General features: G+C 60.2%; 21 protein-coding genes. 3 read left to right on the top strand and 18 right to left on the bottom strand.

Annotation, left to right across the window (positions count from 1 at the left end):
* The 7 genes from HX855_RS24775 to HX855_RS24745 form a co-directional block, all read right to left on the bottom strand.
* Positions 1 to 804, bottom strand: coding sequence for an ATP-binding cassette domain-containing protein (locus HX855_RS24775; RefSeq protein ID WP_177084565.1), 804 nt, complete (start codon positions 802 to 804; stop codon positions 1 to 3).
* Positions 801 to 1949: an ABC transporter permease gene (locus HX855_RS24770; protein WP_177084567.1), complete on the bottom strand. Its 1149-nt coding sequence runs from the start codon at positions 1947 to 1949 to the stop codon at positions 801 to 803. The genes HX855_RS24775 and HX855_RS24770 overlap by 4 nt, the downstream gene beginning before the upstream one ends.
* Before the next feature lie 55 nt (positions 1950 to 2004).
* On the bottom strand, positions 2005 to 3048 hold the full coding sequence (locus tag HX855_RS24765) for a DUF5924 family protein (RefSeq protein ID WP_177084569.1): 1044 nt from the start codon (positions 3046 to 3048) through the stop codon (positions 2005 to 2007).
* A gap of 72 nt (positions 3049 to 3120) precedes the next feature.
* Positions 3121 to 4503, bottom strand: coding sequence for a pitrilysin family protein (locus tag HX855_RS24760; protein WP_177084571.1), 1383 nt, complete (start codon positions 4501 to 4503; stop codon positions 3121 to 3123).
* Between the two features lie 57 nt (positions 4504 to 4560).
* Positions 4561 to 6219 carry a Na/Pi cotransporter family protein gene (locus tag HX855_RS24755; RefSeq protein ID WP_177084573.1) on the bottom strand — a complete coding sequence of 553 codons (1659 nt, stop codon included), beginning with the start codon at positions 6217 to 6219 and terminating at the stop codon, positions 4561 to 4563.
* 296 nt (positions 6220 to 6515) lie between these two features.
* Positions 6516 to 7283, bottom strand: coding sequence for a TerC family protein (locus HX855_RS24750; RefSeq protein WP_003214768.1), 768 nt, complete (start codon positions 7281 to 7283; stop codon positions 6516 to 6518).
* A gap of 65 nt (positions 7284 to 7348) precedes the next feature.
* On the bottom strand, positions 7349 to 8656 hold the full coding sequence (locus HX855_RS24745) for a CitMHS family transporter (RefSeq protein ID WP_017477996.1): 1308 nt from the start codon (positions 8654 to 8656) through the stop codon (positions 7349 to 7351).
* A 273-nt stretch (positions 8657 to 8929) separates the two neighbouring features.
* Here HX855_RS24745 and HX855_RS24740 point away from each other — a divergent pair, with 273 nt between their 5' ends.
* Entirely contained in the window at positions 8930 to 9331 is a 402-nt protein-coding gene (locus HX855_RS24740) for a GFA family protein (protein ID WP_177084574.1), read from the top strand.
* On the opposite strand, the gene HX855_RS24735 is transcribed toward HX855_RS24740, so the two are convergent.
* The 11 genes from HX855_RS24735 to HX855_RS24685 form a co-directional block, all read right to left on the bottom strand.
* Entirely contained in the window at positions 9328 to 11289 is a 1962-nt protein-coding gene (locus tag HX855_RS24735; protein ID WP_177084575.1) for a DUF4105 domain-containing protein, read from the bottom strand. The two genes, HX855_RS24740 and HX855_RS24735, sit on opposite strands and share 4 nt — an antisense overlap.
* Positions 11286 to 11606 carry a DUF2388 domain-containing protein gene (locus HX855_RS24730; RefSeq protein ID WP_003214760.1) on the bottom strand — a complete coding sequence of 107 codons (321 nt, stop codon included), beginning with the start codon at positions 11604 to 11606 and terminating at the stop codon, positions 11286 to 11288. The genes HX855_RS24735 and HX855_RS24730 overlap by 4 nt, the downstream gene beginning before the upstream one ends.
* Before the next feature lie 26 nt (positions 11607 to 11632).
* Positions 11633 to 11941, bottom strand: coding sequence for a DUF2388 domain-containing protein (locus HX855_RS24725; protein ID WP_177084576.1), 309 nt, complete (start codon positions 11939 to 11941; stop codon positions 11633 to 11635).
* A 106-nt stretch (positions 11942 to 12047) separates the two neighbouring features.
* Positions 12048 to 12368 (bottom strand): DUF2388 domain-containing protein, encoded by a 321-nt coding sequence (locus HX855_RS24720; RefSeq protein ID WP_017478000.1) that lies wholly within the window; start codon positions 12366 to 12368, stop codon positions 12048 to 12050.
* A gap of 153 nt (positions 12369 to 12521) precedes the next feature.
* The gene (locus tag HX855_RS24715; protein ID WP_177084577.1) at positions 12522 to 12716 is read right to left on the bottom strand and encodes a DUF1127 domain-containing protein; all 195 of its coding nucleotides are present in this window, start codon (positions 12714 to 12716) and stop codon (positions 12522 to 12524) included.
* A gap of 263 nt (positions 12717 to 12979) precedes the next feature.
* Positions 12980 to 13195, bottom strand: a complete 216-nt coding sequence (locus HX855_RS24710; protein ID WP_010168694.1) for a DUF1127 domain-containing protein — start codon at positions 13193 to 13195, stop codon at positions 12980 to 12982.
* Between the two features lie 318 nt (positions 13196 to 13513).
* Positions 13514 to 15007: an acetyl-CoA hydrolase/transferase family protein gene (locus HX855_RS24705; RefSeq protein WP_177084578.1), complete on the bottom strand. Its 1494-nt coding sequence runs from the start codon at positions 15005 to 15007 to the stop codon at positions 13514 to 13516.
* Between the two features lie 180 nt (positions 15008 to 15187).
* The gene (locus HX855_RS24700) at positions 15188 to 16624 is read right to left on the bottom strand and encodes an NAD(P)(+) transhydrogenase (Re/Si-specific) subunit beta (RefSeq protein WP_177084579.1); all 1437 of its coding nucleotides are present in this window, start codon (positions 16622 to 16624) and stop codon (positions 15188 to 15190) included.
* A complete protein-coding gene (locus HX855_RS24695) occupies positions 16621 to 16944 on the bottom strand; it encodes an NAD(P) transhydrogenase subunit alpha (protein WP_124413458.1) in 324 nt (107 codons plus the stop codon). The genes HX855_RS24700 and HX855_RS24695 overlap by 4 nt, the downstream gene beginning before the upstream one ends.
* Positions 16945 to 16959: 15 nt before the next feature.
* Positions 16960 to 18081 carry a Re/Si-specific NAD(P)(+) transhydrogenase subunit alpha gene (locus tag HX855_RS24690; protein ID WP_177084580.1) on the bottom strand — a complete coding sequence of 374 codons (1122 nt, stop codon included), beginning with the start codon at positions 18079 to 18081 and terminating at the stop codon, positions 16960 to 16962.
* Between the two features lie 447 nt (positions 18082 to 18528).
* Positions 18529 to 19428 (bottom strand): LysR family transcriptional regulator, encoded by a 900-nt coding sequence (locus tag HX855_RS24685; RefSeq protein WP_177084581.1) that lies wholly within the window; start codon positions 19426 to 19428, stop codon positions 18529 to 18531.
* Positions 19429 to 19585: 157 nt separating this feature from the next.
* Between HX855_RS24685 and HX855_RS24680 the strand changes: the two genes are divergently transcribed.
* Positions 19586 to 20767 carry an acyl-CoA dehydrogenase gene (locus HX855_RS24680; RefSeq protein ID WP_177084582.1) on the top strand — a complete coding sequence of 394 codons (1182 nt, stop codon included), beginning with the start codon at positions 19586 to 19588 and terminating at the stop codon, positions 20765 to 20767.
* Positions 20768 to 20780: 13 nt separating this feature from the next.
* On the top strand, positions 20781 to 22001 hold the full coding sequence (locus HX855_RS24675) for a CaiB/BaiF CoA-transferase family protein (protein ID WP_177084584.1): 1221 nt from the start codon (positions 20781 to 20783) through the stop codon (positions 21999 to 22001).
* Positions 22002 to 22125: the final 124 nt, after the last annotated feature.

Below are 22125 nucleotides of genomic sequence, written 5' to 3'. Positions count from 1 at the left end.
TCATACCTCGTTGAGCAGTTGAGCGGCATCCAATGCCGCGCGGCCCCGTGGGCCATGGAAGTATTCGTGAATCCAGGCGTCGTCGGTTTTCGAGACGACATCGATGGCGTCTGCCACCAGCACCTTTTTCTGCGCCAGCACCGCCACGCGGTCGGTGATGGTGTAGAGCGTGTCGAGGTCGTGGGTGACCAGGAACACACTCAGGCCCAACGCATCGCGCAGGGTCAGGATCAGTTGGTCGAAGGCCGCGGCACCGATCGGGTCGAGGCCGGCGGTGGGTTCGTCGAGAAACAGGATGTCCGGGTCCAGCGCCAGGGCACGGGCCAGGGCGGCGCGCTTGATCATGCCGCCAGAGAGTGACGAAGGGTATTTGTCGGCCGCCGACAGCGGCAACCCGGCCAACGCCAGTTTCACCGCCGCCAGGTGCTCGGCATCCGGACGGCTCAGGCCGGCATGCTCGATCAGCGGCAAGGCGACGTTTTCGGTGACCGTCAGCGAGGAAAACAGCGCGCCCTTCTGGAACAGCACGCCGAAGCGCCGTTCAACCATCGAACGCGCGTGCTCCGACAAGCTCGGCAAGTCCTGCCCGAATACTCGTACCTGCCCCTCGCTGGGCTGGCGCAGGCCGATGATGCTGCGCAGCAGTACCGACTTGCCGCTGCCGGAGCCGCCGACCACCGCAAGAATCTCGCCTTTGTACAAATCCAGGTCGAGGTTCTCGTGCACGCTTTGCGGGCCAAAACGGTTGCACAGCCCGCGGACTTCGATCACCGCCTCGGCGGGCGCACGGCGTAAACGACTCACCAGCCCATCTCCATGAAGAACAGGGCGGCGACCGCATCCAGCACGATCACCACGAAAATGGATTGCACCACACTGGACGTGGTGTGGGCGCCGACCGACTCAGCACTGCCGCTGACCTTGAAACCTTCAAGGCAACCGATGGCGGCGATCAGGAAGGCGAAGATCGGCGCCTTGATCATGCCCACGATAAAGTGCTGCACGCCGATGTCCGAGTGCAGCAGCGAGAGGAACATCGCCGGTGAAATATCCAGGGCCACGGCACACACCACGCCGCCGCCGATAATGCCCGAGATCATCGCCAGGAACGTCAGCATCGGCAGCGCCACCAGCAACGCCAGTACCCGGGGCAGCACCAGCAACTCCATCGGGTCCAGGCCCAGGGTGCGGATCGCGTCGATTTCTTCGTTGGCCTTCATCGAGCCGATTTGCGCGGTGAACGCACTGGCGGTGCGGCCGGCCATCAGGATCGCGGTGAGCAATACGCCAAATTCCCGCAGGAACGAGAACGCCACCAGGTCCACGGTGAAGATGCTCGCGCCAAAACTGGCCAACACGGTGGCGCCGAGAAACGCCACCACCGCGCCCACCAGAAAGGTCAGCAGGGCAACGATGGGCGCCGCGTCGAGGCCGGTCTGTTCGATATGCGCGACCATCGGCGTCACGCGCCAGCGCTTGGGCCGGAACACACCACGGGCGAAGGTCTCGAGGATCAGGCCGATAAAGCCGAGCAACTTCAGGCCGTCTCGCCAGACGGTGTGCACCGCGCCGCCGATGCGTGCCAGCAACATAATGCCGGCGGCCTCTTCCGGCTCCTTGACCGGCACACAGAAGTCATTAAGGGAGCGGTAGACGGTTTTGAGCAATGCGCGGTCGGCGGTCGAGAGGCTGCAGTCGGTCTGTTCGGCGGATTGTTCGATGCGCTCGGGGCCGAGCAACTCCACCAGCAGCGAGGCGCCGGCCGTGTCCAGGGCGCCCAGGCCGTTAAGGTCGATGCGTGCACCAGCGTCGTACTGGCCGTCGAGTTTTTCCGACAGTTTCTTCAGGTTCGCATAGTGGGCAAGCGTCCAATCCCCCGTAATCCTCAGCAATGGAGGTTGGGTGGACGTGTCCAGATGGGCTGCACCGGCCGTTGTGCTACTGGTCATAAGCTCCGAGCTTGCTTGGCTATTCCACAATTCCTACGTAATAGCACGATCCTGACTACTTTGGCGCGTCCGGCGTTGTGGCGTCCTGACCGGGATCAGTGACCTTGAAGCGCAACACGCCGATGACTTGGCCGTCTTCCGTCAGCACCCGTACTTGCCAGCGTCCCACCGAGTCGGCAGGGAAGTTCTGTTTGTGGGTCCAGGCCCGGTAGCCTTCCTTGCGGCCGCCATGAATGTCCAGGGCGATGCGGTCGACTTCCTTGCCGTTGAATTTCCACACATGGTAGATCCGCTCATCCAGCCCGCGCGGCGCATTGATCGCGGTATAGGCGTACAGCCCGGTGCTGCGCAGTTGGGCGGCGCTCACTTCTTTCAGGTCATCGCCGGGCGTGCGGTCCTGCAATTGGGTGCTGATGGCCACTTCGGTCATCCACAGCGTAGCGGGGGGCACCCAACTGCGCAGGAACCAGCCCGCGCAACCAATCGCCGCGGTAACGCCCAGTAACATCGCCCACCCCTTGATGCTGCGCAGCGGCAGGCTGACGGCCAGGCTTGGGATGGAAAGCAGCATTGCCACGCCGAGGGCCAGTTTGTAACTCTCGGCGGTGGTCAGGTGCAGGATGATCGGCAGTGCGGTCAGCAGGGCCGCAAACAGCGTCAGGGTGTGCAGCGCCAGGAACAGCGAGCGCTTGGGCGCCAACCACTTGTAGTACAGCGGGTCGGTGATCGAGACGAGTGCCGCCGCGCCCAACAGCCCGGTGAAGACCGATTGGCCGCTGTTCCAGGCAGTGGTGACAAAAAAGAACGGCAAGACAAAAAACAGGCTTTCCTGATGGATCATCTGCGTGGCGTAGCGCAGCAGCGGTTCGGGAATTTCCCGTTTGAAGACTTTGCTGAACAGTTGGGTGAAGCTGTTTTCCAGCATCAGCCATAGCCAACTCACCAGCATGATGATGGCGATCCAGCTGGCCATGCCTTGCTGGCGGTCCACCAGGATGAAGCTGCACACACCCGAGATGAAGCCGCCGAGTGCAATCACCCCTGGGTAGCGCTTCATCAGTTCAAGGATGCGCTGGATGGTCTGGGTCAGGATAGGCATTCGGCGGTTCACAGTCTTTGTAGGAAAAAATCCCAGACAGAATAACGTTTTAGCGGTTTTCTCGGGGCCTCATTACGCAATCCCTTTGCGATAACGCCACACACCGAGCAACACAATCGCAATCAGCCCCAGCACGCCAGCGGCGATCCAGTTGAGGGCGTCGTAGCTGAACAACGGTTTCTCGATGCGCCAGTAGCCGTTCTGCTTGAACAGCTCGCGCATAGCCTGGTTGGTTTGCTCCAGGGTGATGGCCTTGATGCGCTTGACCGGGTCGCTGAAGCGCCCCTTGGCGTAGTCGCCCGAGGCACTCCAGTAATAGTCGGCCAACGCGCTGTTGCCCTGCACGGCCCACGCTTGGCGGGCGATGGCCGCTTGTTGCAGGCGGGCGAAGGTGGCGGGGTCGAGGCCGTCCTGAAGCAATTGGGCCTTCAGGGTTTCCAGCACCTGCTCGGCTTCGGGCAGGCTGTCGCGCTCAAGGTCGGCGTTGAGGCTCATGAAACCCACGCCACCGAGCACTTCGCGTTCGCTCCATGGCCCGTAGGACAAACCATGCTGCAACCGCAATTGGCGGTACAGCGCCCAATCCAGGTAGTCCTTGAGCAGGTCGAAGGTTTCATCGTACTGGTCATCCAGCACCGGCTCGGGGAATAGCCAGTGCAGCTTGGCGTTGTCGCCGACCCAGCCATGGATCAGGTCGCGGCGAAGGGCGGCGGCGTGTTGAATGTCCGGGAGTGGGCGATGTTCGCTGGGGTCAACCGGGTCGAGCGCGCCGTAAGTGCGTTCGAGGTAGGCCGGCAAGAGTTTGTCGAGGTCGCCGACGATGATCAGGGTCATATTGTTGGGGGCGTACCAGGCCTTGCGCAGCTGTACCAATTGGTCGCGGGTCAGGTGGTCGGCGTCGGCCCGTTCGGCGCACTTCAGGCCCAGCTCCACGGCAAGCTGACTGCTGGCCTTGTGGCCAAGGTCCTGGCGGTCCAGCAGGCGTTGCAGGTGCGAGTAATGGCCGCCGTCTTCGCGCTCCACCACCTGTTTGGCGGCGTTGATGTTGGCGTCGGTCAGTTCGGTGCGGGTGAGGATGGCCAGCAGCAGGTCGAGCACCTTGCGCTGGTTCTGCGCCGGGGCCTCGATGACGAAGGTGGTGTCGGCGTTGCTGGTGTAGGCGTTCCAGTCACCGCCGAGGGCCTGCATGCGCTCTTCCAGTTCACCTTCGCCGCCACCGTCGATGCCGCTGAACAACAGATGTTCCAGCAGGTGCGGCAGCTCCTTGTCTTCGCAACTGAAGTCGTCCAGGCCCACACCCACCACCAGGCGAATGGCCACGTGACCGCGTTCGGTGCCCGGCTTGAGCAGCAATTGCAGGCCGTTGGGCAGTGTGTAGCCCTCGACTTGCAGGCGGTCAAAGGCAAAGGTGTGTGCCGAGCCCATAAGCAGGCAGGCGAATAACAGGCGACGCATAACAAGCTTCCTGGCGAGTGAGGTCCTTGTTAACTGACTTCGCTCGCCACCTTACGTTCAGGGCGAATGGGTGATGTCGGCAATATCTTCCGCCGCGAGGGCGCCGGTGTCGGTGGTTTCCAGCACCACATAGGCACTGCTGCAAAACAACGAGTTAAGGCGCTTCATGTCGGCAATCAGCTCAAGGTGCAGGGAGCTGGTCTCCAGACTCTGTACGATTTTACGCTGCAAGCGGCTGACGTGGGCGTGGGCCAGGCGACGTTCCTGGGCGCGAAAACGACGTTTCTCCCGCAGCAGTTGCCGGGCGCTTTCCGGGTCGGCGCTGAGGAACACCGAAAGGCCCAGGCGCAGGTTGGCAATCAGCTGGGTTTGCAGGCCGGCGAGTTCTTCCAGGCCGACTTCGGAGAACGAGCGGCGCTGGGAAGTTTTTTGCTGCTGGACTTTGCGCAGCATGCGTTCGATCAGGTCGCCCGCCAGCTTAAGGTTGATCGACAGCTCAATGATTTCGGCCCAGCGCCGGCTGTCTTGCTCGCTGAGGTCTTCCCGGGGCATTTGCGCGAGGTAGAGTTTGATCGCGCTGTAGAGCGCCTCGACATCATCGCTGAGGCTGCGCATTTCCTGGGTGATAGCGGTTTGCTTGCCCCGCAGCACCTCCAGCATTGAGGTCAGCATGTTGTCGATCAGGTCGCCCAGGCGCAGGGTTTCGCGGGCGGCGTTGGCCAGTGCCAGGCTGGGCGTAGTCAGGGCTGCCAGGTCCAGGTGCCGCGGCTTGGCCAAGCCGTTGACCTCCTCGCGTTCCGGCAGCAGCCAGGCGCACAGGCGGGCCATCGGGCCAATGGTCGGCAGCAGGATCAGGCAGCGGCTGACGTTGTAGAGCAGATGAAAGGTGATCACCATGCCTTGAGCGCTGTAGTCCAGGGTGTCCATCCAGCGTGCCAGCGGGTCAAGAGCCGGGATGATCAGCAGCAACCCGATCAGCTTATAGAGCAGGCTGCCCAGGGCCACCTGGCGCCCGGCGGCGTTCTGCATGCTGGTGCTGAGGAAGGCCAGCACGCCGCTGCCGATGTTGGCGCCGATCACCAGGCCGATGGCCACATGCAGGCCGATCACGCCGGCGCCGGCCAGGGTCGCGGTCAGCAGGACGGCGGCCAGGCTGGAGTAGGAAATCATCGCGAACAGTGCGCCCACCAAGGCATCGAGCAGGATGTCGCCGGTCAGCGAGGCGAACAGGACTTTAACGCCCTGCGCATGGGTAATCGGGCCTGCAGCTTCGACAATCAATTGCAGGGCCAGAATGATCAGGCCCAAGCCGATCCCGACACGGCCCATCTGCCCGGCGCGCGTCTGTTTGCGCGAGAGGAAGAAAATCACCCCGAGAAAAATCAGCAGGGGTGACAGCCACGACAAGTCGAAGGTCAGTACCCGGGCCATCAACGCGGTACCGACGTCGGCGCCGAGCATGGTCGCCAGGGCGGGCATCAGGCCCATCAGGCCCTGGCCGACAAATGAGGTGACCAGCATCGCCGTGGCGTTGCTGCTTTGCACCATGGCCGTCACCAGGATGCCGGCGATAAACGCCAGCCAGCGCTTGGACATGTTCTGCCCGATGACCTGGCGCAAGTTGGAACCGTAGACCCGCAGGATGCCGGTACGGACGATGTGCGTGCCCCAGATCAGCAGGGTTACCGCGGAAAGCAGATTGAGCAGGGTCAGCATGCTGGGCCCCCTGTGTTGAGTCGTGCTCCAGCCGGAGCAAGTGGATAGTGCCGCGTGCCTTTCTACGTCTTGTGCTTAAGCTGTAGTTGGCGAATGGGCTCCGCGCCAGCATCGCATAGCTAAAGTCGGGATTGAAACAAAACTGTCATGAAATCAGCTTTTTGCAGATGACAAAAACGACTGTAGGAGCGAGCTTGCTCGCGAAGAACCCCAGGACACCGCGTTTAACCAGACAGCACGCGTGATCGTTGACGTTTTTCGCGAGCAAGCTCGCTCCTACATGTGTTCAACGCAGGTTATTGACCCGGAATGTCCTTGCGTAGTTTCACAGGGTCCTGCTGTTTCTTCTTTTTCGCGATGGCAGTGCGCATCTTGATATTCACCGCCTCCACCGCCAGGGAGAACGCCATGGCGAAGTAAACGTAGCCTTTTGGCACGTGAACGTCGAAGGCTTCGGCGATCAGCACGGTACCCACCACCAGCAGGAACGACAGCGCCAGCATCTTCAGCGACGGGTGTTTGTCGATGAAATCGCTGATGGTGCCGGCGGCCAGCATCATCACCAGTACGGCGACGATGATCGCGGCCACCATCACCGGTACGTGGGAAACCATACCGACGGCGGTAATTACCGAGTCCAGGGAGAACACGATGTCGATGATCGCGATCTGGATGATGGTGTAGATGAACTTGCCACCGGCGCCTTTGGGCTCGTCGTGGGTTTCGTCTTCACCTTCCAGGGCGTGGTACATCTCCTGGGAGCTTTTCCACAGCAGGAACAGGCCACCGAAGAACAGGATCAGGTCGCGGCCGGAAATGCCTTGGCCGAACACCACGAACAGGTCGTCGGTGAGGCGCATCACCCAGGTAATCGACAGCAGCAACAGGATCCGCGTGACCATGGCCAGCGCCAGGCCGAAGATCCGGGTGCGCGCCTGCATGTGCTTGGGCATGCGGCTGACCAGGATCGAAATCATGATGATGTTATCGATGCCCAGGACGATCTCGAGGGCCGTCAGGGTGAAGAAAGCAATCCAGATTTCCGGATTGGTCAGCCATTCCATGTGTATTCCTTTGAACAAGTGTTAGACCGAGCCAGCCTTAACGGCCGGCGCAGTGAGTTGTACGATTATAGAGTGCTGAACAGCGGAAAAATCCCCATCAGCAATGCGGCGACCATTATGCACAGGCACACCAGCACCGCCCACTTGAGGGTGAAGCGCTGGTGATCTCCAAATTCGATACCCGCCAGGGCCACCAACAAGTAGGTGGATGGAACCAGTGGGCTCAACAAGTGCACGGGTTGGCCAACGATCGAGGCACGGGCCATTTCCACGGCGGTGATGCCGTAGTGGCTGGCCGCTTCGGCCAGTACCGGCAGTACGCCGTAGTAGAAGGCATCGTTGGACATGAAGAAGGTGAACGGCATGCTCACCAGCGCGGTGATCACGGCCAGGTACGGGCCCAGGGCGTCGGGGATGACCGCCAGCAGGCTCTTGGACATGGCATCGACCATGCCGGTGCCGGACAGGATGCCGGTGAAGATACCGGCGGCGAAGATCAACCCGACCACCGCCAGTACGCTGCCGGCGTGGGCGGCGACGCGGTCTTTCTGCTGTTGCAGGCACGGGTAGTTGACGATCATCGCGATACTGAAGGCCACCATGAACAGCACCGGCAGCGGCAACAGGCCGGCGATCAGGGTGCACATCAGGGCCAGCGTCAGGGCGCCGTTGAACCAGATCAGCTTCGGACGGCGGGCGTCCGGGTACTGTGAAACGCTGATTTCGCTGTGGTCGATTTCGTCGCCGTGCAGGTGCAGTTCGCCGAGGCGCGCACGTTCGCGTTTGCCATACATGTAGGCAATCACCAGGATCGCAACCACGCCCGCCAGCATCGCCGGGATCATCGGTACAAAAATGTCCGAGGGGTCTACATGCAGCGCGCTGGCGGCACGGGCGGTCGGGCCGCCCCATGGCGTCATGTTCATCACGCCGCCGGCGAGGATGATCAGGCCGGCCATGATCCGCGGGCTCATGCCGATGCGCTTGTACAGCGGCAGCATGGCGGCGACGCAGATCATGTAGGTGGTGGCACCGTCACCGTCCAGCGAGACCACCAGGGCCAGTACGGCAGTGCCGACCGAGACCTTCAGCGGGTCGCCCTTGACCAGCTTGAGGATCTTGCGCACGGCCGGGTCGAACAGCCCGGAGTCGATCATCAAGGCGAAATAGAGGATGGCGAACATCAGCATCACGCCGGTCGGCGCGAGCTTGGTAATGCCTTCGAGCATCATTGGGCCGATCTTCGGCGCAAAGCCGCCGAACAGCGCAAACAGGATCGGCACGATGATCAGGGCGATCAGCGCAGACAGGCGCTTGGTCATGATCAGGAACATGAACGTGATGACCATGGCAAAGCCAAGGAAAGTCAGCATAGGAATACTCCAGGCGTAGCGCGGCTAGGGAATGGCGAACCGGGTTGGGGTCAGCGCAGAACGAAAGGCACTAGGCGTACGGGTGGAGTTGGGGCAAACGGGCGGGTACGAGCGGACATCGGGAATCACCATTGTTGTTGTTAACAACCGGTCTGTTGCCGGTAGTGGTGGGCGATCCTAGTCCCGGAAGCTTTCAGCCAGCTTTCGCTTGAGAAACAGGCTACGTTGAGTGACGACTGGTCCTACAAAAAATAGGGAAGCGGGAGACGGAGCATGCATGAGCAACACCAAGGCGGCTGCCATTGCGGCCGGGTGCGGTATCAGTTCAGCGGGGCGTTAGTGGATATTGCCCACTGCCATTGCTCGATTTGCCGGCGGGTCAGCGGTGGTGTGGTGACCACCTGGATCACCCTGCCCCGTTCCGCGTTTGCGTGGCTGGCGGGAACGCCGGCGCAGTACGAATCGTCATCGACATGCGTGCGGTATTTCTGTTCGAACTGTGGGTCGCATCTGGGGTTGGTGACCCGCCTGAGCCCTGCGAGTATCGATGTGACCGTCGCGACCCTGGATCACCCGGAGCGGGCCCCGGCGGATCGGCACGTCTGGGTAGAGAACCGATTGCCGTGGCTGCACCTGGATGAACAGTTGCCGGAAGAAGATGGAGAAACGCTTTAGGGCAACTCGAAGCCGCCGGAAGCCTTGTGCAGCGCCCGCAAGTGTTCGCCCAGCTGCTTGAGGTTGGCTTCACACGCGGCGATCTCCGCCGCGCGGGACGGTTCCAGCAGCGCCCTCACCTCTTTGTCCAGATCACCGGTCAGCGACTGTAACTGCTTCTGGCGCGCGGCGCTTTCGGATTCCAGGCGTTGAGATTCGGCGGGCTGCGGCAGCCCGTAGCCGCTGGTGCCCAGCAGTTCTGCCGGGCGGCTGAGGAAGCCGCTGTTGGCGAGGATCTGCTGCAAGGTGGCGTTGGCCTTTTCCATGCCGCCGTTCTTCAGTTCGCGGGCGCCGAGGTAGCGTTGTTTGACTTCGTCCTGGGCCAACATGAGTTGCCTGCGAAAACTCGCTTGCTCCAACAGCAGCAAGGCCGCGCTGGTGCGCAGGTCGGCCTGGGCGAACCACGGGCGGCGTTCCTCGGCGCTCAGTGACAGCCAGTCTTCCACTTCAGCTTGCTTGATCGGCAGGCGCTTTTTCAGCACTTCGAACATCGCCTGGTAGCGCTCGCGGAAAGAATCGAAGTGATAGCCCAGGCGAAGTGCCCGTTTTTTGTCATCCAGCACGCTGGTATCGGCCAGGCCCCGGCCCTTGAGGACTTCCAGCAGGCCATTGGGCGTGATGTTGTCCAAGCCGGTGAGCTGCGGGTTGGCGCTGCCGCTGCGTAACAGCTTCAGGCTCTCGACCGCGCAGTTGTTGGAGATGAAAAAGTAATTGCCGTCGTAGCTCCAGTGCATTTCGGCGGCGTGTTCGACGGTGTCGTTGATCTCCTGGCGCGTCAGTTTCAGCGGCACTGACGCCAGGCCGCGCAGTTCGGTCTTGGTGTATTCGTCGATGACCTGTGACAGCGGCAGCACGAACAGCCGCGACGGGTACTTGCCGATCAGGCCGTCCCAGCTCGACAGCTGTACGTCACCGACGAATGCGCGGTAGGACAAAACCAGGTGCTGGTCCAGGTCCAGCCGGCAATCCGGGCCACGTGGCCGGCCCGGGGCGCAGATCACCAGGCGCAACATGCTGTGGCCCCAGCGGCTTACCAGGTTCTGGTTGGCTTCGGCCAGCAGGTAGTCGATTTCGTAGACCCGCTCGGGGTCGACCTGGCCCAGTGGGGTCTTGGCGAAGTCGTTGCCGGCATTGAGGAAGGCGTAGGTTTTGGCGCAGGTGTCCTTGGCCGGCGGTGCCCAGCCAAAGTGTTCCTTGTAATAGCGGTACAACGAAGGTCGGCGGCAGGCGTAGCTCGGGTCGAGGAGGAAGTACTCCATGTTGACCGCGACAAACTCCAGCGGGCTGGTGGTCTCGTAGATGTCCGGGCTGCGGGCGACCTGGTGGTTGTTCTGTTCGCGTTCGCCGCGACGGCCGACGTATTGCGGCCAGCCGGCAAGGTCCAGCAGGCGCGGATCATCGCTGAGGGTAAAGCGGCGGTCATTCTGGCCACGGCATTGATCGGGCAGGCCGATCAGGCCGGTGATGTTGTTCTGGCGGCTGCAACGCTGGATCAGCTTGCGATCGGCGCTGGACCACAGGCGGGCGCGGTCGTAGATGTGGGTCAGCTCATGCAGCACGGTGGCGAGCATTTCCCGGCGCACAGTGCCGTGGGGACGGTTGGTTTTTTGCGTCGCGGCGCTGCCGTCGGTGAGGCCTTCCAGCAGGTTGCTGTTGAGGTCCAGTTCGGACACCAGCGAGGCCTGGCCATAGGCGTTCTCGGGCATCTTATCGGTCCAGCCGACGTCTATGGTACGGTCCAGCTGCTCGATGAAGCGCGGCGGCAACGCCTGCATCGCTTCATCCAGCAATGCCTGGCTGGCCTGCTGCTGGGCCGGGCTCAAGCCATCGGTCTTGAGCCGCAGTTGCAGGGCAGCCTGAGCCGCACTTGCGCCGAGCAGCAGCGTGCTGGCCAGCAGCCAGGCGGCAATTCGCCTCACAGTGAGAGGATAGCTTCGGCGAGGACCTGGTCGCTGGCGTCGCGGGCTTCCGGCACGCGGGTTCGCAGGGTATCGAAGGCCGCTTCCAGCTGGGCGCCACGAATCTCGCCATTGCTGGCGACGAAACTGGCTGCGTCGTCGTGGGCTTCGCGCACGACTTTGGAGTCGCGGATGGACGTGGTGGTGTCCGAGGTGAAATCAATGGTGCGGGCCGAGGCACGGACGATGATGTTACTGGTGGCCTTCAGGGTTTGTGCCTGGGCAACACCGGCCAACAACAGCAGGCCGAGAGCGGCGGCGATCAGCGGGCTACGCATGGAATGACTCCGAAATACAAAGATGATTATTGGACGAGAATTGCTTGCGCCAGTTCAAGGTCACTGGCGTTAAGTTTTGGCTGGGTGCGGCGCAGATAATCCAGCGCTGATTCCAGGCGGGCTCCCCGCCATTGGCCGTCAGTGGCAATGAAAGCGGCAGCGTCATCCTGGGCGGCCAGTATCAGTTTATGGTCGAACGGTGCGGAGGTCACTTTGCTGGTGGCATACGCGGTGATCACAGTGCTCTGGGTGGTCAGGTCAAAGGCCGGGGCCTGCGCAGACCAGCAGGTGCAAATCAACACGGGAACGATCAACAGGCGGTATGAAAAAGCCATGGGACTCGACAACTGAAAACGAGCGCCAAGGCTAGCGCAATGCCCGCGCGAGAGCCAGCGCAGAGGATTCAGGAGCGCCAGGCGCTCCCGTCTTCCCCACCTGAGGTCAGATGGCCAGGATCGCCTGGGCCAGCTGCGCGTCAGTCGCGGTATTCAGTTGCGGTGCCTGTTGGCGGATCTGGGCCAGGGCGCTTTCCAGTTTCACGCCGCGAATCGCGCCTTCGCTGGCCACAAAGCTGGCGGCGTCATCACGGGCGGCACGTACCACCTTGTTGTCACGCAGGGAGGATGTGGCATCGGAGGTCGCATCCGAGGTGGCTTTCAGTGCGCCGACGATCGAATCCGTGGTCACGATCAGGCTTGAGGCGTTGGCATTGGCAGCCAGGGCCAGCAGGGCTGCAGTGCTCAGCAGGCGAAGACGGGACATGGGGTGACTCCTGTAAATGAACGAATAAAGGTGGCTCAAAGCCGCTACTGATCAGCGGGACCATGGGCATCAGACGCCCGTTCTACAGGGTTCGCCACGTGGTAGTCGGATATTAAGCCGCCGTTTATCCGTTCGGATAGTCACCCGAGGTGATTACTCGCTCCAGAACGACTTGGACAGTTCGGCTGCTCGGTCGCCGTGGCTGATGCCCGCGTCAGATAATTCCCGCGGGTCCAGTTGAGCCAGCAACCTGCGTGTACGGGCACGTTGCTCCCAGCGAGCGAGTGCCGAGGCCGTGCGTTGCAGTAGCCTTATCAATAGAGGGCGTTGCTGGGCGTGGGTGTTCATGGCGAGCGCCTTTTATGAGGTTCTGAAACTCCATGTTGGGCGTGAAGGTTTTACCGGTACAGATACACCAAGGCTAAATTGTACTGCTTAATTGTTATGTTTTTTAAACTGTACCTGTTGATATGAAAGCCTATTGTTTTTGCTCTCAAAAATCCAGACCCCAGAAACAACAAAACCCGCCTCCGGTTACCCGGGGCGGGTTTTGCTTGATCAATTCTGAGTGCTGGCTGTGGACCCGGTGGGTCAGGGCCAGCGGACGCTAATTAGCGCCAGAACGGCTTGCTCAGCTCTTCGTAGCGTTGTGCTTCGCTGATACCGGCGTCAGCCAGCAGACGCGAATCCAGACGAGCCAGTTGATGGCGGCTGGAGATGCGGCGCTGCCACAACATCAGGTTGGCGATAACGCGCAGAGGCAGGGAAGCCTGGGTGTTTACAGCTTTTTCTTCGAAGAACAGATCGGAACTGAGTGTACGTTCCATGATGACATCCTTCCGCTTGTGGCGGGATTAGGTAGTGGTTTAACTGATGCCAATGATCCTCTTCCGGTGCAAGACTCTCTAGATACAGTTCACCTGTATTGTGAGGGGCCAGTTAACTGTTTATAGAGGCTGTACTGTACGAAATTGTGGCAACTGTACCTGTCTGCACATTTATAGTGCGTTTTAGGCGTTTTGAAGTATGAAGGTAGGATTTTTCGGTAGGAAATGACCGGTACAGCAGTACAGTTTTTTGAATAAGGTGGGTTCGACAACCCGAACTGATGAAACTGTGTTTGCATCAGTCCGAATCTGTATCAATTACGCCTTCAGCATATGCCCGGTTTCTTCCAGGTTAATGTGCCAACTCAGTGCTTCCCGCAGGATGTGCGGGGTGTGACCGCCCAGCGCGCAGGCTTGGGTGAAGTACGTGTTCAGGGCATCGCGGTACGCCGGGTGCACGCAGTTGTCGATGATCACCCGAGCCCGCTCACGCGGGGCCAGGCCCCGCAGGTCTGCCAAGCCAACCTCGGTCACGAGGATGTCGACGTCATGTTCGGTATGGTCCACATGGCTGACCATCGGCACCACGCTGGAAATTGCACCGGCTTTAGCAATCGACTTGGTGACGAAGATCGCCAGGTGCGCGTTGCGTGCAAAGTCCCCTGAGCCGCCGATACCGTTCATCATCCGAGTGCCGCAGACGTGGGTGGAGTTGACGTTGCCGTAAATGTCGAACTCCAGCGCGGTGTTGATACCAATGATGCCCAAGCGCCGCACCACTTCAGGGTGGTTGGAAATTTCCTGTGGCCGCAGCACCAGTTTGTCTTTATAGCGCTCCAGGTTGCCGAACACGTCGGCGTTGCGCCGTTCTGACAAGGTGATCGAGCTGCCCGAGGCGAAGCTCAGCTTGCCGGCGTCGATCAGGTCGAACGTCGAGTCCTGGAGCACTTCCGAATACATCGTCAGGTCTTCGAAGGGCGACTCGATCAAGCCACACATCACTGCGTTGGCAATGTTGCCGATGCCGGCTTGCAGCGGGCCGAGCTTGTTGGTCATACGCCCGGCGTCGACTTCTTCTTTAAGGAAGTTGATCAGGTGGTTGGCGATCGACTGGGTGTCGCTGTCGGGCGGCGTCACAGTGGAGGCCGAGTCAGCCTGGTTGGTGATGACGATGGCGACGATCTTCTCCGGCGGGATCGGGATCGCGGTGCTGCCGATACGGTCATCCACGGCCACCAATGGAATTGGCGTGCGGGTTGGGCGGTAGCTCGGGATATAGATGTCGTGCAGACCTTCCAGGTTCGGGTTGTGCGCCATGTTGATCTCGACGATCACGTGCTTGGCGAAAATTGCGAAGCTGGCGGAGTTACCCACGGAAGTGGTCGGCACGATATGGCCTTGCTCCGTGATAGCCACGGCTTCGATCACCGCGATGTCCGGGAGCTTGAGCTGATTGTTGCGCAGTTGCTCGACGGTCTCCGACAGGTGCTGGTCGATAAACATCACTTCGCCTGCGTTGATCGCCTTGCGCAGGGTGCTGTCCACCTGAAACGGCATGCGCCGCGACAGCACGCCGGCTTCGGTCAGTTGCTTGTCCAGGTCGTTGCCCAGGCTGGCACCGGTCATCAGGGTGATTTTCAGCGGCGAGGTCTTGGCGCGTTCGGCCAAGGCGTGGGGCACGGCCTTGGCTTCACCGGCGCGGGTGAAGCCGCTCATGCCGACGGTCATGCCGTCCTGGATCAGTGCGGCAGCGTCAGCCGCGCTCATGACCTTGTTCAACAACGAAGGCAAGCGGATACGATCACGGTACATGGATTGTTATCTCGGGCTACGGAAGCAAGATGCGCAGTCTAGTGATTTCAAAAAATTTCGTCCCGCTACCATGGTCGAATGCCAGGCAGCGATTTAGAGCCTTTTGTCGGTTTTTTGCCGGCAATAAAAAACCCCAGCCTACTAAAGGCCAGGGTTTTGGGTATTGCGCTGGCGCAGTGTTTATTCGACGGCCTTGACCATGTCTTCGATGACCTTCTTGGCGTCGCCGAAGACCATCATGGTCTTGTCCAGATAGAACAGTTCGTTGTCCAGGCCGGCATAGCCGCTGGCCATCGAGCGCTTGTTGACGATGATGGTCTTGGCCTTGAACGCTTCGAGGATCGGCATGCCGGCAATTGGCGACTTCGGATCGTTCTTGGCGGCGGGGTTGACCACGTCGTTGGCGCCGAGCACCAGCACCACGTCGGCCTGGCCGAACTCGGAGTTGATGTCTTCCATCTCGAACACCTGGTCGTAAGGCACTTCTGCCTCGGCCAGCAGCACGTTCATGTGGCCAGGCATGCGACCGGCAACCGGGTGGATCGCGTACTTCACAGTTACGCCACGATGGGTCAGCTTCTCGGTCAGCTCTTTCAGCGCATGTTGCGCCCGTGCCACCGCCAGGCCGTAGCCCGGGACAATGATCACGGTGTCGGCGTTGGTCAGCAGGAAGGTCGCGTCGTCAGCTGAACCGGACTTCACCGGACGGGCTTCTTTCGAACCCGCCGGGCCGGCAGCATCTGCTGTGTTGCCGAATCCGCCGAGCAGTACATTAAAGAAGGAGCGGTTCATCGCCTTGCACATAATGTACGAGAGGATCGCGCCGCTTGAACCCACCAGCGAGCCAGCAATGATCAGCATCGAGTTGTTCAGCGAGAAACCGATACCCGCCGCCGCCCAGCCGGAGTAGCTGTTGAGCATCGAGACGACCACTGGCATGTCGGCGCCACCAATCGGGATGATGATCAGCACGCCCAGTACGAACGCCAGGGCCAGCATCAATGCGAATGCGCTGAGGTTTCCGGTGAGCATAAAGGCCAGGCCCAGGCCCAGGGTCAGCAGGCCCAGCACCAGATTCAGCTTGTGCTGACCGCCGAACTGTACCGGTGCGCCCTGGAACAGGCGGAACTTGTACTTGCCCGACAGCTTGCCGAAGGCAATGACGGAGCCGGAGAACGTAATCGCACCGATGGCAGCACCAAGGAACAGTTCCAGGCGGTTACCGGCAGGGATCGAATCCCCCAGGTGTTTGACGATGCCCAGGGATTGCGGCTCCACGACTGCGGCAATGGCAATAAACACCGCAGCGAGGCCGATCATGCTGTGCATGAATGCCACCAGCTCTGGCATCTTGGTCATTTCTACGCGCTTGGCCATGATCGAGCCGGCGGTGCCGCCGACCAGCAGGCCAACAATGACGTAGCCGATGCCGGCAGTCGCCAGTTCAGCGCCGAGCTTATAGATGAGGCCCACAGTAGTGAGCACCGCCAGTCCCATGCCGAGCATGCCGAACAGGTTGCCGCGCCGCGAAGTGGTTGGGTGCGACAAGCCCTTGAGGGCCTGGATAAAGCAGATCGACGCGATCAGGTAGAGCGTCGTAACCAGATTCATGCTCATGACTTCGGCGCCTCTTCTTTTACTTTCGGGGCTTTCTTCTTGAACATTTCAAGCATCCTGCGGGTAACCAGAAAGCCGCCGAATACATTGACCGCAGCCAGGGCCACGGCCAGGGTGCCCATGGTCTTGCCCAGCGGCGTCACGGTAAGTGCGGCTGCCAGCATGGCGCCGACGATTACGATCGCCGAAATCGCGTTGGTCACGGCCATCAGCGGGGTGTGCAAGGCTGGGGTGACGTTCCAGACCACGTGGTAACCGACATAAATGGCCAGCACAAAGATGATCAGGTTGTAGATACCGGGGGAGATAAGCTCTTCCATCGTCTGAATCCCTGCTTAGGCGTTTTTGCGGATGACTTGGCCGTCGCGGCACATCAGGCACGCGGCGACGATGTCGTCTTCGAGGTTGATTTCAAACTGCCCTTCCTTGGTGAAGACCAGCTTCAGGAAGTCCAGCAGGTTGCGTGCGTACAGCGCCGAGGCATCGGCTGCGACGGCGCCTGCCAGGTTGGTCGGGCCGCAGATGGTCACGCCGTTTTCCACGACCACCTGATCTGCCACGGTCAGCGGGCAGTTGCCGCCCTGGGCGGCGGCAAGGTCGATGACCACCGAACCTGGCTTCATCTGTGCGACGGTCTCGGCGCTGAGCAGGGTTGGCGCCTTGCGACCCGGGATCAATGCGGTGGTGATGACGATGTCGGCTTGCTTGGCGCGCTCATGCACAGCCAGGGCCTGGCGCTGCATCCAGCTAGTAGGCATCGGGCGGGCGTAACCGCCGACGCCGACGGCACATTCGCGCTCTTCATCGGTTTCGTAAGGTACGTCGACAAACTTGGCGCCCAAGGATTCGATCTGTTCCTTTACGGCCGGGCGCACGTCTGACGCTTCGATGACCGCACCCAGGCGTTTCGCGGTAGCGATCGCCTGCAGCCCCGCTACACCCGCGCCAAGGATAAGCACGCGGGCGGCTTTTACCGTGCCGGCGGCGGTCATCAGCATTGGCATGAAGCGTGGGTAGTGATGAGCGGCGAGCAACACGGCCTTGTAGCCGGCGATATTGGCCTGGGAAGACAGCACATCCAGGCTTTGCGCGCGGGAAGTGCGCGGTGCGGCCTCAAGGGCAAAGGCCGTGATGCCGTGATCAGCCAGTCGAGAGATGGTTTCGTTGCTGAACGGATTGAGCATGCCCACCAATACGGCGCCGCTTTTGATCAGTGTCAGTTCGCTGTCATTCGGGGCGACCACCTTGAGGATCAGCTCGGCGCCGAATGCCTCGTTGGCGCTGCCAATGGTTGCACCTGCCGCTTCGTAGGCACTGTCGACGACGCTGGCATTAACGCCTGCCCCGCTTTGTACAGTGACCTTGTGGCCCTGGCCGATCAGCTTCTTGATGGTTTCCGGGGTGGCAGCCACCCGCGTTTCACCGGTCTGGGTTTCGAGAGGAACACCAATGTGCACGTCAAATCTCCTGCATGATCTTTTTGCTTTGATTTTTGTAAAAGGCCAGTGCACCACGAGAGGGGCATCTGGGCGGCCGATCAGCACGATCCCGCTGAAATACAGCGGGGCGCGGCATTTTGCAGGCGAACTTTACGGCCTTCAAGAGATTATGACGGGTGACGAAAAATTAACTACAAGTCACCCTGTGACTGATTGTCGCAATTATTGGATATAAATCTTTTAAATACAGGTAGTTAGATGGTCTTTTACGAGCGGTTTGGCTTTTCATCATCGTCAATGTGAATGGCTGTCTATTGCTCTGATTTTATGGCTATAGACCCATATAAGCATGGCTTTAAGGCAGATTTAAGGTCGAAAAGTACGGTCTTCTAAATTGCGACATATATATACATATGTAGGTATTTTAATTTGTTGACTACAGGGTCAGCAAGTCTGAAGTCCCCTTTAGATATTAGGGCTGTAGCGTAGCGACTGGTCGATCAGCCAGTCTCTGAACGCGCGGAGAGAAGCGGATTCGACTTTTCTCTCGGGAATCATCAAGTAATATGCCTTTGAGCTCGCCAGTACCTGCGGGCTTGCGACCACCAAGTGCCCTTCGTTCAATTCTCTTTGGATAAGGAACGGCGGGATCAGTGCAATGCCCATGTCGTGCATGGCTGCCTGGGACAACATGGAGAATAGCTCGTAACGCGGGCCTGTCATGTCGCGGGGTATGTCCAGCTGTTGCGCGTTGAACCACTGGCGCCAGGCGTAGGGTCGAGTGGTTTGCTGCAGCAGAGGCAGTTCGGCGATTTCCTGTGCGGTGAAGTGAGTACGCTCACCCAGTAATCGTGGGCTGCACACGGGCAGCGGGTTTTCTCCCATCAGTTTGTGGGACTCGGTACCGGACCAGTCGGCATCGCCAAAGTAGATCGCCGCATCGAATTCAGTATCGGCGAACAGGAACGGCCGTGTGCGGTTGGTCAGGTTGACGGTGACCTCCGGGTGTTGTTGCTGGAAGTCCTTGAGGCGTGGGATCAGCCACTGGGTGCCGAAGGTGGGGACTACCGCCAGTTCGATAACGTTGGTGCCCTGCTGGCCCATCACCGACAAGGTGTCGCGCTCGACTGCGTCCAGCTGTGTGGCCACCCGGCGGCTATAGGAAAGCCCGGCTTCTGTCAGCTTCACGCCCCGGCGGGATCGTCGAAACAGCTCGACACTCAAAAACTCCTCCAGGCTGGCGATCTGTCGGCAAATTGCGCCTTGGGTGATCGAAAGCTCCTGCGCCGCCTTGGTAAAGCTCTCGTGGCGGGCCGCGGCCTCAAAACTGACCAGCGCTGTGGTGCTGGGAATCTTTCTGCGCATGTACCGTCGCCTCACAGGTAAATAGCATCTATGGCGGTATTTAATGTTACGGAGTGAGAAATTAGCACAAGGCCATGCAAAAACCTCGTTTGCCCTCCTCGCCTGCCCGGCCTAGGCTCCATGCACGACTTTTGATTTATTTCGCGAGGACTCACTCATGGGCGGTAAGGCAAGCTTCAACTGGATCGATCCACTGCTGCTGGATTCACAGCTCACTGAAGAAGAACGCATGGTGCGCGACAGTGCCGAGCAGTTCGCTCAGGACAAGCTGGCGCCGCGTGTGCTCGAAGCCTTCCGTCACGAAAAGACCGACCCTGCGATCTTCCGCGAAATGGGCGAGACCGGTTTGCTGGGGGCGATGATCCCCGAGCAGTACGGTGGCAGCGGCTTGAACTACGTCAGCTATGGCCTGATTGCTCGTGAAGTGGAGCGTGTGGACTCTGGCTACCGCTCGATGATGAGTGTGCAGTCATCGCTGGTGATGGTGCCTATCAATGAATTCGGTACCGAAGCGCAAAAGCAGAAATACCTGCCGAAGCTGGCTTCTGGGGAATGGATTGGGTGCTTTGGTCTGACCGAGCCTAACCATGGTTCCGACCCAGGCGCGATGATTACCCGTGCGCGCAAGGTGGATGGCGGCTACAGCCTCACCGGCAGCAAGATGTGGATCACCAACAGCCCGATTGCCGATGTGTTCGTGGTGTGGGGCAAGGACGATGCGGGCGACATTCGTGGCTTTGTATTGGAAAAGGGCTGGAAAGGCCTGAGTGCTCCGGCGATCCACGGCAAGGTCGGGCTGCGCGCCTCGATCACCGGTGAGATCGTCTTGGATAACGTGTTTGTGCCTGAAGAAAACATCTTCCCGGATGTGCGTGGCTTGAAAGGGCCTTTCACGTGCCTTAACTCGGCGCGCTACGGGATTTCTTGGGGTGCGCTGGGGGCTGCGGAATTTTGCTGGCACACCGCGCGCCAGTACACCCTTGATCGCCAACAGTTTGGGCGCCCATTGGCGGCCACTCAGTTGATCCAGAAGAAGCTCGCAGACATGCAGACTGAGATCACCCTCGCCCTGCAAGGTTGTCTGCGGCTGGGTCGCATGAAGGATGAGGGTACTGCGGCCGTGGAAATCACCTCGATCATGAAGCGCAACTCGTGCGGCAAGTCCCTGGACATTGCCCGGATGGCGCGGGACATGCTCGGCGGTAATGGCATCTCCGACGAGTTCGGCATTGCCCGTCACCTGGTCAACCTTGAGGTGGTGAACACCTATGAGGGTACCCATGACGTGCATGCGCTGATCCTGGGGCGTGCTCAAACCGGTATTCAGGCGTTCTATTAATAGGAGGACGGCCATGGGCGCGCTATCGCACCTGCGGGTACTGGATTTGTCGCGAGTGCTGGCGGGGCCTTGGGCCGGGCAGATACTTGCGGACCTTGGCGCTGAAGTGATCAAGGTCGAGCGACCTGGAAACGGCGATGACACGCGTGCCTGGGGGCCGCCTTTCCTCAAGGATGCGTATGGGGAGAACACTACCGAGGCGGCGTATTACTTGTCGGCCAATCGCAATAAAGAGTCGGTGACCATCGACTTCACGCGGGCGGAGGGTCAGAAGCTGGTGCGTGACCTGGCGGCGAAGTCCGATATCTTGATCGAGAATTTCAAAGTGGGTGGCTTGGCGGCCTATGGGCTCGACTATGAGTCACTCAAGGAGATCAATCCGGAGCTGATCTACTGCTCGATTACTGGATTTGGCCAGACCGGGCCCTATGCCGCGCGTGCGGGCTACGACTTCATGATCCAGGGGCTTGGCGGGCTGATGAGCCTGACTGGCCGTCCGGAGGGTGAAGATGGCGCCGGGCCGGTCAAGGTGGGTGTGGCGCTGACGGATATTCTCACGGGGCTCTATTCGACGGTGGCGATTCTGGCGGCCATGGCTCACCGGGATCACGACGGTGGCGGTCAGCATATCGATATGGCCCTGCTGGATGTGCAGGTGGCCTGCCTGGCCAACCAGGCGATGAACTACCTGACGACGGGAGTCTCCCCCAAGCGCCTGGGTAATGCTCATCCGAATATCGTGCCCTATCAGGATTTTCCTACGGCGGATGGCGACTTCATCCTGACTGTGGGTAACGACGGGCAGTTCCGCAAGTTTGCAGAGGTGGCTGGGCAGCCTCAGTGGGCGACGGATCCTCGGTTTGCGACTAATAAGTTGCGAGTGGCTAATAGGGCGGCGCTGGTTCCGTTGATTCGTCAGGTTACCGTCTTCAAGACAACCGCTGAGTGGGTGGCTCAGCTGGAGCAGGTGGGGGTGCCTTGCGGGCCAATCAATGACTTGGCACAGGTGTTTGCCGACCCCCAAGTAAAGGCCCGCGGATTGGCGATGGAGTTGCCTCACGCATTGGCGGGGATGGTGCCTCAGGTAGCCAGCCCTATGCGCCTATCCAAGACGCCCGTTGAATACCGTAGTGCGCCTCCCCTTTTGGGGGAGCATACCCTTCAGGTGCTGCAGCAAGTCCTGGGTCTGACACCGGCAAGCGTGTCGGCGTTGAGAGAGGCAGGGGTCATCTGAAGTCTCTCTTCTATATAGAGGGTTGTTGGTGCCCTCTTATATAGAAGGAAATCGGTCGGTTTTTAGCCAAAAGTGCCTAATTGATAGAAATCCTGAATTAAGGGTTGACGGCAGATTCTGGAAG

This window comes from Pseudomonas sp. IPO3778, from assembly GCF_013386825.1.
GTDB lineage: Bacteria > Pseudomonadota > Gammaproteobacteria > Pseudomonadales > Pseudomonadaceae > Aquipseudomonas.
This window is presented reverse-complemented; position numbering and strand designations above follow the sequence as displayed.

What these genes read in the sequence shown, in the direction of transcription:
- HX855_RS24710 (WP_010168694.1), bottom strand. Translation starts at nt 13,195, where the DNA reads ATGGAACGTACACTCAGTTCCGATCTGTTCTTCGAAGAAAAAGCTGTA.
- HX855_RS24685 (WP_177084581.1), bottom strand. Translation starts at nt 19,428, where the DNA reads ATGCGCAGAAAGATTCCCAGCACCACAGCGCTGGTCAGTTTTGAGGCC.
- HX855_RS24755 (WP_177084573.1), bottom strand. Translation starts at nt 6,219, where the DNA reads ATGCTGACCCTGCTCAATCTGCTTTCCGCGGTAACCCTGCTGATCTGG.
- HX855_RS24760 (WP_177084571.1), bottom strand. Translation starts at nt 4,503, where the DNA reads ATGCGTCGCCTGTTATTCGCCTGCCTGCTTATGGGCTCGGCACACACC.
- HX855_RS24725 (WP_177084576.1), bottom strand. Translation starts at nt 11,941, where the DNA reads ATGGCTTTTTCATACCGCCTGTTGATCGTTCCCGTGTTGATTTGCACC.
- HX855_RS24680 (WP_177084582.1), top strand. Translation starts at nt 19,586, where the DNA reads ATGGGCGGTAAGGCAAGCTTCAACTGGATCGATCCACTGCTGCTGGAT.
- HX855_RS24675 (WP_177084584.1), top strand. Translation starts at nt 20,781, where the DNA reads ATGGGCGCGCTATCGCACCTGCGGGTACTGGATTTGTCGCGAGTGCTG.
- HX855_RS24770 (WP_177084567.1), bottom strand. Translation starts at nt 1,949, where the DNA reads ATGACCAGTAGCACAACGGCCGGTGCAGCCCATCTGGACACGTCCACC.
- HX855_RS24720 (WP_017478000.1), bottom strand. Translation starts at nt 12,368, where the DNA reads ATGTCCCGTCTTCGCCTGCTGAGCACTGCAGCCCTGCTGGCCCTGGCT.
- HX855_RS24715 (WP_177084577.1), bottom strand. Translation starts at nt 12,716, where the DNA reads ATGAACACCCACGCCCAGCAACGCCCTCTATTGATAAGGCTACTGCAA.
- HX855_RS24745 (WP_017477996.1), bottom strand. Translation starts at nt 8,656, where the DNA reads ATGCTGACTTTCCTTGGCTTTGCCATGGTCATCACGTTCATGTTCCTG.
- HX855_RS24730 (WP_003214760.1), bottom strand. Translation starts at nt 11,606, where the DNA reads ATGCGTAGCCCGCTGATCGCCGCCGCTCTCGGCCTGCTGTTGTTGGCC.
- HX855_RS24700 (WP_177084579.1), bottom strand. Translation starts at nt 16,624, where the DNA reads ATGAGCATGAATCTGGTTACGACGCTCTACCTGATCGCGTCGATCTGC.
- HX855_RS24765 (WP_177084569.1), bottom strand. Translation starts at nt 3,048, where the DNA reads ATGCCTATCCTGACCCAGACCATCCAGCGCATCCTTGAACTGATGAAG.
- HX855_RS24740 (WP_177084574.1), top strand. Translation starts at nt 8,930, where the DNA reads ATGCATGAGCAACACCAAGGCGGCTGCCATTGCGGCCGGGTGCGGTAT.
- HX855_RS24695 (WP_124413458.1), bottom strand. Translation starts at nt 16,944, where the DNA reads ATGGAAGAGCTTATCTCCCCCGGTATCTACAACCTGATCATCTTTGTG.
- HX855_RS24705 (WP_177084578.1), bottom strand. Translation starts at nt 15,007, where the DNA reads ATGTACCGTGATCGTATCCGCTTGCCTTCGTTGTTGAACAAGGTCATG.
- HX855_RS24750 (WP_003214768.1), bottom strand. Translation starts at nt 7,283, where the DNA reads ATGGAATGGCTGACCAATCCGGAAATCTGGATTGCTTTCTTCACCCTG.